Source organism: Streptacidiphilus sp. EB103A, from assembly GCF_041261405.1.
Classification (GTDB): domain Bacteria; phylum Actinomycetota; class Actinomycetes; order Streptomycetales; family Streptomycetaceae; genus Streptacidiphilus.
Map to the genome: position 1 here is coordinate 95,500 of NZ_JBGCAQ010000021.1, position 12,550 is coordinate 108,049.

Sequence of the window (12,550 nt, forward strand, 5' to 3'; positions counted from 1 at the left end):
TCCGGTCGGCAGGTGCGACCCGGGCACGGCCCGGACGCTCAGTAGACAACGGCCTTCGGTCGATCCGCATCCAGCGGGCCCCGGGTCGGACCGAAGAGCGTTCGGGCCGCGCCCGTTGGCATGCCCCCGCGCCGGGCGCCGGCCCTGTTGCGGCGGGACACTGGGCAGGAGACGCCCATGTGAAGCGGGGTGACCACGATGTCTGCTCCTGCGTCCCCGACCTCGCCGTACTGGACCACCACCCGGGTGGTCATCGCGCTGCTGCTCGGCGCCCTGGCCGTGGCCGGGCTGGGCTACGGCGGCGCGCATCTGGCCGACGGCGACGCCGATTCGGCGGTCAACCAGGTGCTGGCCGTTCCCGCGCGGGGCGACTGCGTCACCGACCAGCGGGTCCCGGCGTCCCTGGGCACCGCTCGGCTGGTCGGCTGCGACTCCGCCGACGCCCGGTACACGGTGGTGCAGACCTTCCCGGGCAGCGCCGAGCCGACCGCCTGCGCCGACGTTCCCGGCGCCGAGTTCGCACTGCTGCAGCGCGCGAGCACGACCGCCCCGCTGACCTGGCTGTGCGTGGAGCCCCTGCATGTGGTGCCGCGCTGGGAGGGTGAGTGAGCAGCCCGGATAACAACTTGGGTAGGTAAGAGACGCCACGGGTCGCCCTGGGAGCGGACCGTTCGTTTTCACGCTGTACCGTCGTCGCACGCCGTGCGTTCCGCCGCGCGGCCCGAAACCGTAACTCCGAGCGTGAGTGAGTGTGGCGCCCGTGGCCCAAGCAGTCGACCCCGGAGGCGCTGTCGCCGTCCCGGACCGGCCCGACGCCGCCGAGAGCGGCGACGGGGCGGCTCCGTCCCGGCTCCGCCGCCGACTGAGGGCCGTCCGCGCGGGGCTGCCGCGCACCGGCCTCGCCGTGCTCTGCGGCGTGCTGCTGGCGCTGTCCTTCCCGCCGTACGGACTGTGGCCGCTGTCGCTGGTCGCGGTGGCCGGGCTGGCCCTGCTCACCCACGGCCGGACCGCCCGTCAGGCCGCCTGGACCGGATTCGCCTTCGGCGCCCCGTTCCTGATCTGGCTGCTGTTCTGGCTGAACGTCATCGGCGCGGACGCCTGGCTGGCTCTGGCGCTGTTCGAGTCGCTGTTCCTCGCGGCCATGGCCGCGGGCCAGGCCGTCACCTCCCGGCTCCCGGGCTGGCCGCTGTGGACCGCCTGCCTGTGGGTGACCCAGGAGTGGGCCAGGGACCGGGTCCCGCTGGGCGGCTTCCCCTGGGGACGGCTGGCCTTCGCCAACACCTCCTCGCCGTACACCCCGCTGGCCGCCCTCGGCGGGGCGCCGCTGGTGACCTTCGCGGTGGCGCTCAGCGGGGCGCTGCTGGCCGCCGCCGCGCTCGCGGTGGCGAAGCGGGGATCCGACGGGCGGTGGCGGCTGCGGGCCGCGGCCTCGGTGGCGCTGGGCGCGGTCGCCGGACTGGTCGGCTACGCCGTGCCGATACCGACCGCGGGCACCACCGCCGGGGGACCGGCCAGTGCCGAGATCGCCGTGATCCAGGGCAATGTGCCGCACGCCGGGATGGACTTCCTGGGCCGTCCGATGCAGGTGCTGCAGAACCACGTGCAGGCCACCCTGGCGCTGGCCCATCAGGTCGCGGAGGGCAAGAAGGCCAGGCCCGAGCTGGTGATCTGGCCGGAGAACTCCTCGGACGTCAACCCCTACACCACCCCCGAGGCCTATGCGGCCATCCAGCAGGCGGTCGACGCCATCGGGGTCCCGATCCTGGTCGGCGCCCTGGTGGACGGCCCGGACGCGCAGCACGTGCAGAACGAGGGCATCGTCTGGGCGCCGTCCAACGCGGTCAAGCCGGGGCCCGGCGCGCACTACACCAAGCAGCATCCGGTGCCGTTCGGCGAGTACGTCCCGTTCCGTTCGGTTCTCTCGAAGTACATCACCCGGCTGCAGCGCGTTGCCCGCGACTTCGCCCAGGGGACCACTACCGGTATCCTGCAGGTCGGTCCTGCCAAAATCGGCGACGTGATCTGCTTTGAAGTGGCGTACGACGGCATCGTCAACGACGCGGTCAGCAAGGGTGGCCGGGTTCTCGTGGTGCAGACGAACAACGCCACCTACGAGCACACCGACCAGCCCGACCAGCAGTTCGCAATGTCGCGACTGCGTGCCGTCGAGCACGGACGGGCCGTGGTGATCGCCGCGACCAGCGGGATCAGCGCGGTGATCGAGCCGGACGGCAGCGTCGAGCAGCAGAGCAAGCTGGCGACGGCGGCCGAACTGGAGGCGAACGTGCCCCTCCGCGACACCCTCACGGTGGCGGACCGCGTAGGTGCGGCACCCGAATGGGTCCTCTCCATAGCCGGGCTGCTGGCTGTGGGCGCCGCGGTCGGGATCGCCACCACGCGCAAGCGCCGCAGTACTCGAACCGACTGACGAACACTCGAACCCATGCGAACAATGACGCTGCTGACAAAGGGGCCGGTCCGTGACGGACAGCACCACTGAGGTCAACGAGACCTTCGGTGACCTGGGCAAGATCCTGGTGATCATCCCGACGTACAACGAGATCGAGAACATCGGGCGGATCACGTCCCGGGTGCGCGCCGCCGTGCCCGAGGCCCACATCCTGGTCGCCGATGACAACAGCCCGGACGGGACCGGCCGGGCCGCCGACGAGCTGGCCGGCTCGGACCCCAACCTCCAGGTGCTGCACCGCAAGGGCAAGGAGGGCCTGGGCGCCGCCTATCTGGCGGGCTTCCGCTGGGGCATCGACAACGGCTACGACGTCCTGGTGGAGATGGACGCCGACGGCTCGCACCAGCCGGAGCAGCTGCCCCGGCTGCTGGGCGCGCTGCGCGGTGCCGACCTGGTACTGGGATCGCGCTGGGTCGAGGGCGGCTCGGTCGTCAACTGGCCCAAGAGCCGCGAGATCCTCTCCCGCGGCGGCAGCCTGTACTCGCGGCTGATGCTGCGGGTGCCGATCCGCGACGTCACCGGCGGCTACCGGGCCTTCCGCAAGCAGACCCTGCTGGGCCTGGGCATGAGCGAGGTCGCCTCGCAGGGCTACTGCTTCCAGGTCGACCTGGCCTGGCGCGCGGTGCGGGCCGGCTTCAAGGTCACCGAGGTGCCCATCACCTTCGTCGAGCGCGAGTTCGGCGCCAGCAAGATGAGCAACAAGATCGTCGTCGAGGCCCTGGGTCGGGTGACCTCGTGGGGCGTCAACAGCCGCCTCGGCCGCATCCCGGCACCCAACCCCGACCGCGAGGCGTGAGCGGCACCGAACAGTAGGACTGGCACACTAGGACGCCGCACCCTGGTCGGCAGCAGCGGGTCACCGGCGGAACGAGCGCCCCGGCCCGCGCGTTGACCAGGGTGTATCAGTAGGCGAACCCAACAGAAGTGGAATGCGCCGTGAGCCAGGCAGGACCCGACACCGGGGCGGTTCGCCCCCGCCCGCGCGGACTGCGCCGGTACCTCCCGCTGGCGGTCGCCGCCTGGGTGGTGCTGGAGATCTGGCTGCTGATCGGGCTGGCCGGGTTGATCGGCGGCCTCGGCGTGTTCGGCTACCTGGTCGCCTCGGCGCTGCTGGGCGGCTGGGTGGTCAAGCGCGCGGGCCTGCGGGCGTTCCGGGCCACCGCGGCGAGCATGCGCGGCGGGGTCTACCCGGCCGATGGCGGCGACCCGGTCACCAGTGAGACCCGTACCGCCGTCACCATCGCCGGAGGGCTGCTGCTGGTGCTCCCGGGCATCCTCTCCGACCTGCTGGGCCTGGCCTGCCTGTTCCCGCCCACCGCAGCGCTGCTGCGACGGGTCCCGGAGCGCTGGCTGCGCCGGGCCGGCACCCCGCTGGGCGACGCCTTCCTGCTCCAGGAGCAGCTGCGGATCCACCGGCCCGACGGCAAGGTCGTCCCGGGCGAGGTCGTCGTCGGCGAGGTGGTCGACCCGGCCGAGGACCCGCTGCGCAAGCGGGACGACCCTCACGGGTACGGCGGTTCCCGGGATCAGTTGCACTAGGACTGCAGTAGCCGGCTGGTCGCGCGCGCCCCTAGGTGCGGCGACGCACGGCAGGGCCCGGGACACAGCACCTGGTGGTGGCGCTGCGACCCGGGCCCTGCCGTGCCGCCCTTGCTGGGTCAGGCGGACTTGCGGTTGTCGCGGGGGTGGACGGCGATGTTCATTCCGCCGGACCGCAGGACTGCGAGCCGTTCGGCGAGCACCTCCTCCAATTCCTCACGGGTACGCCGCTCCATCAGCATGTCCCAATGCGTACGGGCGGGCTTGGCCTTCTTTTCCTCAGGTTCGTCGCCGTCGAGCAGTAGTGCCTCGCTGCCGCAGAAGCGGCACTCCCACACGGTCGGGATCTCGGCCTCTACGGAGAACGGAACCTCGAACCGGTGTCCGTTCGTACATGCGTACTCGACGGTCTGGCGCGGGGCCAGGTCGATGCCGCGGTCGGTCTCGTAGCTGGTGGCCCCGAGTCGCGTGCCGCGGAGAGCTCGCTCACTCATGAATCGTGCCTCCCGGGCTTATGGCCCACAGGACTGGATGTCGCTGTCTTCGTCGGTTGGTGCAACGTGCGGCAACCGTCGAAGATTCCCGTTCGGGAGATACGTCTTCCGTCGTGCCGCCCCTGTTTGTACCCACGCCTGCCCGAATTGTCACATCCATGCGTGAATATCACCCTCAGTTGCCGACATTTTGCGTGCGGTCACGGTGCCGGCGTGGATTTCCCGGCGTACACTACCGGCCGCCTCCGACCGGGACCGGCCCGGGCTGCCCGGGCCAGGCGCCGCGTTCGATCAGTACCTCGCGCAGGACGTCGACCCGGTCCGCCATGATCCCGTCCACGCCGAGGTCCAGCAGCGCGTGCATCTCCTCGGCCCGGTCGACGGTCCAGACATGGACCTGGAGGCCCAGGCCGTGGGCCGCGCTCAGGAACGGCCGGTCGACCACCGGCACCCCGGAGGCGGGCCAGCGCACCGGGACCTGGACGCAGACCGTCTGCCTGCGGGCGGCGGCCCCGAGCAGCCGGTCCACCGGGACCGGGCCGGTGAGCGAGCGCAGCCGCAGGCCCAGCACCCCGCGCGGGGACAGCGCGACGGCCAGCCGGGGTCCGGCGGCGGCGCGGACCGCGGCCAGCCGTCCGTCCGAGAAGGAGCCGACGCAGACCCGGTCCCAGGCGGCGGTCCTGCGGATGGTGTCGGCCAGCGGCCGGACCGCGCCGGCCGCCTTGACGTCGATGCTGAAGCGGGCCTCCGGGAAGGCGGCGAGCAGCTCGTCCAGGCGCGGGATCGGCTCGCGGCCGGCGATGCGGGCCGCCGCGACGGTGCGCCAGGGCAGCGAGGCGATGGCGCCGGCGCTGTCGGTGACGCGTTCCAGGCGGCTGTCGTGGAAGGCGACCAGGACGCCGTCGGCGGTGGCGTGGACGTCCGTCTCCAGATAGCGGTAGCCGAGGCGGACCGCTCGGGCGAAGGCCGCCATGGAGTTCTCCGGGCCGCCCAGGGCGCCGCCGCGATGGGCGAACGCCAGGGGTCCCGGATGGTCCAGGAAGGGGTGGCGCGGCAGGCGTCGGCTGGTCACAGGGTGCTCCAACGGTCCGGTGCGAAGCTGCCCCAGTATGTCGCCGGGAGCACTGTGAGGGAGGTCACTGATGGATCCTCAGTCGATGTTCATGCTCTTCATGGCTGGTTGTCAGTCCCTGCTGCGAGACTCTGTGCCATGTCGGTGAGCAGGTTTCCCCAGGAGCTCCTCCGTGCCCAACGTCAGGTCTGGGCCTGTGAGGAGGCCTCACGCGCCTTCGTGCTGGCGGGCCCGGACAGCCCGGTGGCGCAGTGGCCGCTGCCCCGGCAGGAGGAGTACCGCCGGCTGCGCGCGGCGCACGATCAGGCGCTGCGCGCCGTCCGCGAGCATCCGCTGATGGCCGATGCGATCGAGGACCACCACTGGGCGGCGACGATACAGGCCCTGTCGGCGGCGGCGCGGGCCGACGAGCGGATGGCGGCGGCGTGACCGAACGGACCCCGGCGGGTCGGCCGGGGTCCGAGCGGTGTGTTCTGGACGGTGTGTGAGCGCTGGGTGAGTGGGGGTCAGAGCAGCGGCAGGGCCCTGGTGATGGGCTGAGTGATGGGCTGGGTGATCTCGCCGGTGCGCTCCTCGGGGGTCTCCGGGGCGGGTGCGGGACGGTCCTGGTCCAGGGCGGCCGGTACCGGGGGCGGCATCTTGGTGAGGATCGGCGCAGCCGGGGCCTCGGTGCGGCTGTCGGCGTGCGGAAGCAGCGCGATCACGGCGTCGCGCTGGTCCGGCGGGGTCTCCTCGTCCAGTGGGTCCGGCGCCGCCGGGACCTGGATCCGCACCGGCGGGTTGGTGCCGAGCCTGGCGTAGCCGCGTCCGGCCGGGGTGTGGCTGGAGGGGGTGATGTCCAGCGGTACGCCGAGGGCCTCTGGAGCGAGGTCGGGGTCCAGCGCGCCCAGGACCACCCGGGCGCGGGTGGCCGACCGTACCGTCGGCTTGATCCGGTCCAGCGCGTCCAGGTGGTCCGCGACCACGACGGTGACATGTGCGGTGCGGCCGTGCCGCAGCGGGAACTCCAGCAGGTCCTGCGGGTCGGGGCGGTCCTCGGCCTGGGCCAGCTCGCTCAGCTCGGCCGGGTGGTCCAGCAGCAGCCACAGCGGACGGACGGTGTCGGCGGGCGGCGCCTCGCCGGTGCGCTTGGCCAGGTTGTGGGCGTCCAGCCGGCGCTGGGTCTCGTGCATGGCCCACTCCAGTGCGGCCAGCGCGCCGTGCAGGCTGGTCTCCACGGTGTGCACGCCGGGGCGTCCGACCAGGCAGGCGTGCTCGCCGGTGCCGGCGCCGTCGATGACGACGATGTCGCCGTGCGGCAGCACCTGCAGGGCCAGCGAGCGCAGCAGGGTGGAGGTGCCGTGGCCGTGGGTGCCCAGCGCCAGCAGGTGCGGCTCGCTGGAACGGGAGCCGGTCCGCCAGAGCACCGGGGGCTGGTGCGCGGTGCCGGAGCCCTGGCGCACCGGGATCATCCGGTTGGTGCTGGCGGTGTCGGTGAACCCGAGCACGACCTCGCCGTTGGCGGTGACATAGGGCTGGGCGGTGATGTCGGTGGGCAGCGGGGTCAGCGCGGCTACCTGGAGGTGGTTGGTCTCCTCGTCCCAGGTGAAGCGGTACTCGCGGCTGCGGCCGGCCTTGCTGTGGACCACGTGCTCGATCCGGGCCCGGGCGTGCGGCTCGGTGTCGGTGAAGTAGGCGGGGTAGCGCAGGTCCAGGGCGGCCAGCCGGCCCTCGCCATCGAACTCCCAGGAGTTGAAGGCGTCCTTGAAGTCGCCGCCGTGGCTGTACAGCGGGTTGGGGTCGGACTCGTGCACCAGGTAGGGGGTGAGCGCGGTGTAGATGGCGCCCAGCTTCAGCTGGCTGGTGTCCGGCGCGGGCTCGGGGGCCGGGGAACGGTCGCGGCCCGACCAGGCCGCGCTTCCCATCAGGGTCAGCAGGGCGAGGAACGGGCCGTAGGGAAGCAGGGCCACGGCGGCCAGCACGGCGATGCCGAGCAGCACGGCCGGACCGCGGCGGTCCTTGGGCAGATTGCCCCACCAGTTCCTGGTCCAGCGGCCGTGCGAGCGCAGGCCGCGGCCGATGGTGATCAGCGGACCGAACATGTCGGCGGCGTGGTCGCCGGCGGTGCGTGCGAACTCGCGCCCCCGGGTGAGGTGTTCGTTCAGGGTCATCGGTGTCTCTCCGGCAAGGGGCAGGCAGGGGCGCGCTTCGGCGGTGGGGACGACGGGGATGAGGGGGTGGGGGAGCGGGGAGCGGGGGAGCGGTCAGAACTTGATGCCGCCGAGCAGGCTGGCCAGGCTGGCGCCGCCGGCCTTGATGCTCGGGGCGATGGCGGTCCCTGCCAGGTAGAAGCCGAACAGCGCACAGACCACTGCATGCGAGATCTTCATGCCGTCCTTGCGGAAGAACAGGAAGGCGATGATGCCGAGCAGGACTACTCCGGAGATGGAGAGGATCACGGTGGGCTCCTCGTAGTGCGGGGACGGGGTGTCGGGGTGTCTGGACGACGCCGTGGGATGGCGGGGTTTCAGTCAGAATCCGATCACATTGAGCACCCTTATGGTGACAAAAAGTAATAGATGATGGATAGGCGCAAATGGGTGGATTCTCTCTGAGGCCGCAACCAAACGGCCGCCTGAGCTGCGCATTGCCGCTCCGGAGCTGATGCTGTCCGTCGCTCCGGCCCGGTTATGTGCGGCGCGCTGGATGTTCGCCCGTTCGGGTGGCGACACCCCCGGATCTGCTCGCATGGTGGGACGGCGGGAAAGGCGTGCGAATCGTCCGGACCCGGCAGAATGGCGTCGTCGCTCGCACTGTCGTGCGCGCCTGGAACGACGACCGAGGAGTACCGGTATGAACGAGCCTGTGGACGGTGGCGCGGTGGACGGCGGCGCGGTGGATCCCGAGCTGGTCGAGCTGGCCGCGAGGGTCTTCGATGCGGCCAGAGCGGGCGACGCCCCCGCGCTGGCGGCCTATGTGGACGCCGGCGCGCCCGCGGACCTCTGCAACGACCGGGGCGACACCCTGGTGATGCTCGCCGCCTACCACGGCCATGCCGAGGCGGTGCGGACCCTGCTGGAGCGGGGCGCGGACGCCAACCGCGCCAACGACCGCGGGCAGACCCCGCTGGCCGGCGCCGTGTTCAAGGGCGAGGACGCGGTGATAGAGGCGCTGCTGGCCGGTGGCGCCGACCCGCACGCGGGCCAGCCCTCGGCGGCGGCCACCGCGGAGATGTTCGGACGGACGGCGCTGGTGGAGCGGTTCACAGCGCTCTGAGCGGCCCGGTTACCATCCTTGGATGGACATTCGACTCGTGGGCTATGCCCACCCCGACGCGCAGCGCCTGATAGCCGAGGTCCAGCAGGAGTACGTGCGCCGCTACGGCGACGTCGACGTGACCCCGGTCGACCCCGCCGAGTTCGACCCGCCGCAGGGCCTGTTCGCGGTGGTGTACGACGTTGACGGGCGCGCGGTGGGTACGGGGGCCTGGCGCGCCCGCGAGGCGGAGGCGGACGAACCAGGTCTCGCCGACGGCGATGCCGAGCTGAAGCGGATGTACACGGTGCCGTCCGCCCGGGGGCGCGGTCTGGCCCGGGCCATGCTGCGGTTCCTGGAGCAGGAGGCCCGGCGGGCCGGGCGGCGGCGGCTGGTCCTGGAGACCGGCACCGAGCAGCCCGAGGCGCTGGCGCTCTACGCCTCGGAGGGCTACCTGCCCACGGAGAAGTTCGGCGTCTACCGCGAGCATCCGATGAGCGTCTGCCTGGCCAAGGCGATCACCGTGCCGGCGCTGCCGACTGCCCGTCAGTCCGTCGGGTCCCCGGGTCGGTAGTCCGTCGGGTCGTTAGCCCGTCAGGAGGTACGGCGGCGCGCGCGGACGGCCGGGTCCCAGCAGACTGGGGAGAAATCCCCCGTCGCCGGAAGGGCCGCCCCATGCACCTCATCGACCGCAAGGACTTCGGACTGCTGGTACTGCGCCTGGGCACTGGCGGAGTGCTCTTCGCCCATGGCGCGCAGAAGCTCCTCGGCTGGTTCGGCGGCGGCGGGATCGAGGGCACCACCCAGGCCATGGAGCACATGGGCTTCAGGCCCGGACGGCCCAGCGCGATCGCGGCCGGTCTCGGTGAGGCCGGTGGCGGCGCGCTGCTCGCGCTGGGACTGGCCACCCCGGCGGCGGGGGCGGCCGCGGCCGGGGCGATGGCGGGAGCGGTGGCCGTGCACGCGCCCTCGGGCTTCTTCGCCCACGGCGGCGGCTACGAGTACCCGGCCTTCCTCGGCTTCGCGGCCGCCGGTCTCGGGCTCGCCGGTCCCGGGCGCTACTCGCTGGACCACCTCACCTGCCACCGGCTGGACAAGTCGGTGACCGTGCTGCTGGCCTTCGCGATGAGCGCGACCGCGGCCGCCGCTGTGGTCAGCCGCCGTACGGCTGCCGTCGCTGCGGACGCGGCCGCCCCGGCGTCGGCGGAGTCGGGACAGGATGAGCCGACCGAGCCGGAGGGTCCCACCGGTGTGGCATGATCGTCCGCGGCTGGGGAGCTGATGCTGAGGGACAGGTGTGTCCATGGGGCGGTTCGGCGATTCGCCGATGTGGTTCGAGCGGCCGGCGCGGCGCTGGGTCGAGGGCTTCCCGGTGGGGAACGGACGGCTCGGCGCCATGGTGTGGGGGGAGCCGGGCGAGTGCCGCTGGTCCGTCAACGAGGAGACCTTCTGGTCCGGGCCCCGACGGGCGGAGCCGCCGCAGGTGCCCGCCGGACTGCTCGGGACGGTCCGCGAGACCTTGCGGGCCGGGCGCTTCACCGAGGCCGGACGTCTGCTTCAGTCCGCACAGGGGCGGTCGGCCGAGGCGTTCCAGCCGGTCGGCGACCTGGTCCTGAAGTTGATGGACGATCAGGGGGAGTATCACGGCCGCGAACTGACGCTGCGTGAGGGGGTGGCCCGGTCGGGCTGGGGCCGGGGCCGGCAGGAGGTGCTGGCGAGCGCCGGCACCGGGCTGCTGCTGGTCCGGCTGGAGAGCGACGACCCCCGGGGTCTGGACGGCGAACTCGGCTGGGAGAGCCCGCAACTGCGGCAGGCGGTCAGGAGCTGGGGCGCCGACGGGCTCGCGCTGCTGCTCACCGCGCCGTCCCGGATCGGCCAGGACGCGGACTGGCAGCCGGTGATCGAGCACGAGGACCACGCGCTGCGCGCGGCCGCACTGGCCCGGGTGCGGGTCGAGGGCGGCGGCGCCGTCGAACCGCTGGGGCAGCGGCTGCTGCTGCGCGGAGTCCGGGCGCTGACCCTGTTCATCGACGCGCGCACCGGCTTCGAGGGCTGGGACCGGGAACCGGTCCGCGACCAGGAGCAGTGCCTGGAGTCGGCCGCGGCGGCGATCGAGGCCGCGTACGCACGCTCCTGGACCGAGCTGCGCGCCGAGCACTGCGCCGAGCACGCGGAGCGGATGGACCGGGTACGGCTGCGGCTGCACGCCCCCGGGAGCAGCGAGCTCCCGCTCGACGCGCGGCTGCACGCCCGGGCGTCCGGGGCGGCGGACGAGCAGCTCGCGCCGCTGCTGTTCGACTTCGGCCGCTATCTGCTGCTCGCCTCCTCCCGCCCCGGACCGCTGGCGCAGCCCGCGCATCTGCAGGGGTTGTGGAACGACCAGGTCACCCCGCCCTGGAACTGCGACTACACGGTCAACATCAACACCCAGATGAACTACTGGGCCGCCGAGACCACCGCCCTGCCCGAGTGTCATGAGCCGCTGCTGCGCCTGGTCGCGGACCTCGCCGACGCCGGTCGCGGGGTCGCGGTCGGCCTCTACGGCGCGGACGGCTGGGCCTGCCACCACAACACCGACCTCTGGCGCGGCAGTTGGCCGGTCGGCGAGGGCCACGGCGATCCGATGTGGTCGCAGTGGCCGATGGGCGGGCTCTGGCTGGCACTGCACTTGGCCGAGCGCTGGGAGTTCGGCCGCGACGAGGAGTTCCTGCGCGGGACGGCCTGGCCGGTGGCGGCGGGGGCGGCCCGCTTCGCCCTGGACCTGCTGACCGAGGACGAGGAGGGCTTCCTGGTCACCGGCCCGGCCACGTCCCCGGAGAACCGGTTCGCCACCCCGGACGGGCCGGCCTCGGTCGACCTGTCCACGACCATGGACGGAACGCTGCTGCGCGAACTCTTCGGGTTTCTGCTGGATTCGGCGGAGGCGGCCGGGAAGAGCGCCGACTCCCGGTTGCTGGAGCGGATCCGGGCCACGCTGCCGCGGCTGCGCCCGCTGCGCACCGACTCGCGGGGCCGGCTGCTGGAGTGGCATGTGGAGCGGGAGGAGACCGAGCCGCAGCACCGTCATCTCTCACATCTGCTCGGGGTGTACCCGGGGCGCAGCCTCACCGACCACGGCCTGCGCGAGGCGGCCCGCCGCAGCCTGGAGGCACGCGGCGACGAGGGCACCGGCTGGTCGACCGCCTGGAAGATCGGCCTGTGGGCCAGGCTCGGTGACGGTGCGTCAGCCCACCGGCTGCTCGGGGTGATGCTGCGACCCGTCGGCGCGGACGGTGGCGACGCCGGCGGGGTGTACGAGTCGCTGCTCTGCGCGCATCCGCCGTTCCAGATCGACGGCAACCTCGGTGCGGTCGCGGGCATCGCCGAGATGCTGCTGCAGTCCCACGACGGCGCGGTGGATCTGCTGCCGGCGCTGCCGCCGGCCTGGCCCTCCGGCGAGGTGGGCGGACTGCGCGCCCGGGGCGGGGTCACCGTGGAACGGCTCAGCTGGAGCGACGGCGTACCGGTCGCGGTGCGGCTGGTCGCGGACCGGGCGACGGCGCTGCGGCTGCGCTGGCGCGACGCCGAAGGGGTGCCGCGGGAGCGGAGGCTGACGGTGGATCAGATGGGCTGCGAACCAGGTCTGTGAACGTCGGCACACGGCACCCTGCGGCCCGCTGACGAGAAACTTCCCGGCAACCGCCAACCCGCCGACCGGGCCACCCCATCCATAGGGATAGAAGCAGGAACGACGGCGACGGG

Annotated in this window: 13 protein-coding genes; 9 read left to right on the top strand and 4 right to left on the bottom strand. The window is 72.7% G+C overall.

The window, feature by feature from the left end:
• Positions 1-198: 198 nt before the first annotated feature.
• The 4 genes from ABH941_RS31050 (at position 199) to fxsA (ending at position 4,009) form a co-directional block, all read left to right on the top strand.
• A complete protein-coding gene (locus ABH941_RS31050) occupies positions 199-609 on the top strand; it encodes a hypothetical protein (protein WP_370132896.1) in 411 nt (136 codons plus the stop codon).
• A gap of 151 nt (positions 610-760) precedes the next feature.
• On the top strand, positions 761-2,428 hold the full coding sequence (lnt, locus tag ABH941_RS31055) for an apolipoprotein N-acyltransferase (RefSeq protein WP_370132897.1): 1,668 nt from the start codon (positions 761-763) through the stop codon (positions 2,426-2,428).
• A gap of 52 nt (positions 2,429-2,480) precedes the next feature.
• Positions 2,481-3,266 carry a polyprenol monophosphomannose synthase gene (locus ABH941_RS31060; protein ID WP_370132898.1) on the top strand — a complete coding sequence of 262 codons (786 nt, stop codon included), beginning with the start codon at positions 2,481-2,483 and terminating at the stop codon, positions 3,264-3,266.
• Positions 3,267-3,406: 140 nt separating this feature from the next.
• Positions 3,407-4,009 carry an FxsA family membrane protein gene (gene fxsA, locus ABH941_RS31065; RefSeq protein WP_370132899.1) on the top strand — a complete coding sequence of 201 codons (603 nt, stop codon included), beginning with the start codon at positions 3,407-3,409 and terminating at the stop codon, positions 4,007-4,009.
• A gap of 119 nt (positions 4,010-4,128) precedes the next feature.
• On the opposite strand, the gene ABH941_RS31070 is transcribed toward fxsA, so the two are convergent.
• Both ABH941_RS31070 and ABH941_RS31075 read right to left on the bottom strand, forming a co-directional pair.
• Positions 4,129-4,503, bottom strand: a complete 375-nt coding sequence (locus ABH941_RS31070) for an RNA polymerase-binding protein RbpA (RefSeq protein ID WP_030249115.1) — start codon at positions 4,501-4,503, stop codon at positions 4,129-4,131.
• Between the two features lie 232 nt (positions 4,504-4,735).
• Positions 4,736-5,560, bottom strand: a complete 825-nt coding sequence (locus ABH941_RS31075; protein ID WP_370132993.1) for a glycerophosphodiester phosphodiesterase — start codon at positions 5,558-5,560, stop codon at positions 4,736-4,738.
• 153 nt (positions 5,561-5,713) lie between these two features.
• Here ABH941_RS31075 and ABH941_RS31080 point away from each other — a divergent pair, with 153 nt between their 5' ends.
• Positions 5,714-6,004 carry a hypothetical protein gene (locus tag ABH941_RS31080; protein WP_370132900.1) on the top strand — a complete coding sequence of 97 codons (291 nt, stop codon included), beginning with the start codon at positions 5,714-5,716 and terminating at the stop codon, positions 6,002-6,004.
• 77 nt (positions 6,005-6,081) lie between these two features.
• On the opposite strand, the gene ABH941_RS31085 is transcribed toward ABH941_RS31080, so the two are convergent.
• Positions 6,082-7,725: a hypothetical protein gene (locus ABH941_RS31085; protein ID WP_370132901.1), complete on the bottom strand. Its 1,644-nt coding sequence runs from the start codon at positions 7,723-7,725 to the stop codon at positions 6,082-6,084.
• Positions 7,726-7,818: 93 nt separating this feature from the next.
• Entirely contained in the window at positions 7,819-8,013 is a 195-nt protein-coding gene (locus ABH941_RS31090; protein ID WP_133997016.1) for a hypothetical protein, read from the bottom strand.
• Between the two features lie 394 nt (positions 8,014-8,407).
• Here ABH941_RS31090 and ABH941_RS31095 point away from each other — a divergent pair, with 394 nt between their 5' ends.
• From ABH941_RS31095 to ABH941_RS31110, 4 genes are all read left to right on the top strand, one after another.
• On the top strand, positions 8,408-8,830 hold the full coding sequence (locus tag ABH941_RS31095) for an ankyrin repeat domain-containing protein (protein WP_133997012.1): 423 nt from the start codon (positions 8,408-8,410) through the stop codon (positions 8,828-8,830).
• 22 nt (positions 8,831-8,852) lie between these two features.
• A complete protein-coding gene (locus tag ABH941_RS31100; protein ID WP_370132902.1) occupies positions 8,853-9,383 on the top strand; it encodes a GNAT family N-acetyltransferase in 531 nt (176 codons plus the stop codon).
• Positions 9,384-9,484: 101 nt separating this feature from the next.
• Positions 9,485-10,069 (top strand): DoxX family protein, encoded by a 585-nt coding sequence (locus ABH941_RS31105; RefSeq protein WP_370132903.1) that lies wholly within the window; start codon positions 9,485-9,487, stop codon positions 10,067-10,069.
• A gap of 43 nt (positions 10,070-10,112) precedes the next feature.
• Entirely contained in the window at positions 10,113-12,437 is a 2,325-nt protein-coding gene (locus tag ABH941_RS31110) for a glycoside hydrolase N-terminal domain-containing protein (protein ID WP_370132904.1), read from the top strand.
• Positions 12,438-12,550: the final 113 nt, after the last annotated feature.

What these genes read in the sequence shown, in the direction of transcription:
- ABH941_RS31050 (WP_370132896.1), top strand. Translation starts at nt 199, where the DNA reads ATGTCTGCTCCTGCGTCCCCGACCTCGCCGTACTGGACCACCACCCGG.
- ABH941_RS31070 (WP_030249115.1), bottom strand. Translation starts at nt 4,503, where the DNA reads ATGAGTGAGCGAGCTCTCCGCGGCACGCGACTCGGGGCCACCAGCTAC.
- ABH941_RS31080 (WP_370132900.1), top strand. Translation starts at nt 5,714, where the DNA reads ATGTCGGTGAGCAGGTTTCCCCAGGAGCTCCTCCGTGCCCAACGTCAG.
- ABH941_RS31085 (WP_370132901.1), bottom strand. Translation starts at nt 7,725, where the DNA reads ATGACCCTGAACGAACACCTCACCCGGGGGCGCGAGTTCGCACGCACC.
- ABH941_RS31095 (WP_133997012.1), top strand. Translation starts at nt 8,408, where the DNA reads ATGAACGAGCCTGTGGACGGTGGCGCGGTGGACGGCGGCGCGGTGGAT.
- ABH941_RS31100 (WP_370132902.1), top strand. Translation starts at nt 8,853, where the DNA reads ATGGACATTCGACTCGTGGGCTATGCCCACCCCGACGCGCAGCGCCTG.
- ABH941_RS31105 (WP_370132903.1), top strand. Translation starts at nt 9,485, where the DNA reads ATGCACCTCATCGACCGCAAGGACTTCGGACTGCTGGTACTGCGCCTG.
- ABH941_RS31110 (WP_370132904.1), top strand. Translation starts at nt 10,113, where the DNA reads ATGGGGCGGTTCGGCGATTCGCCGATGTGGTTCGAGCGGCCGGCGCGG.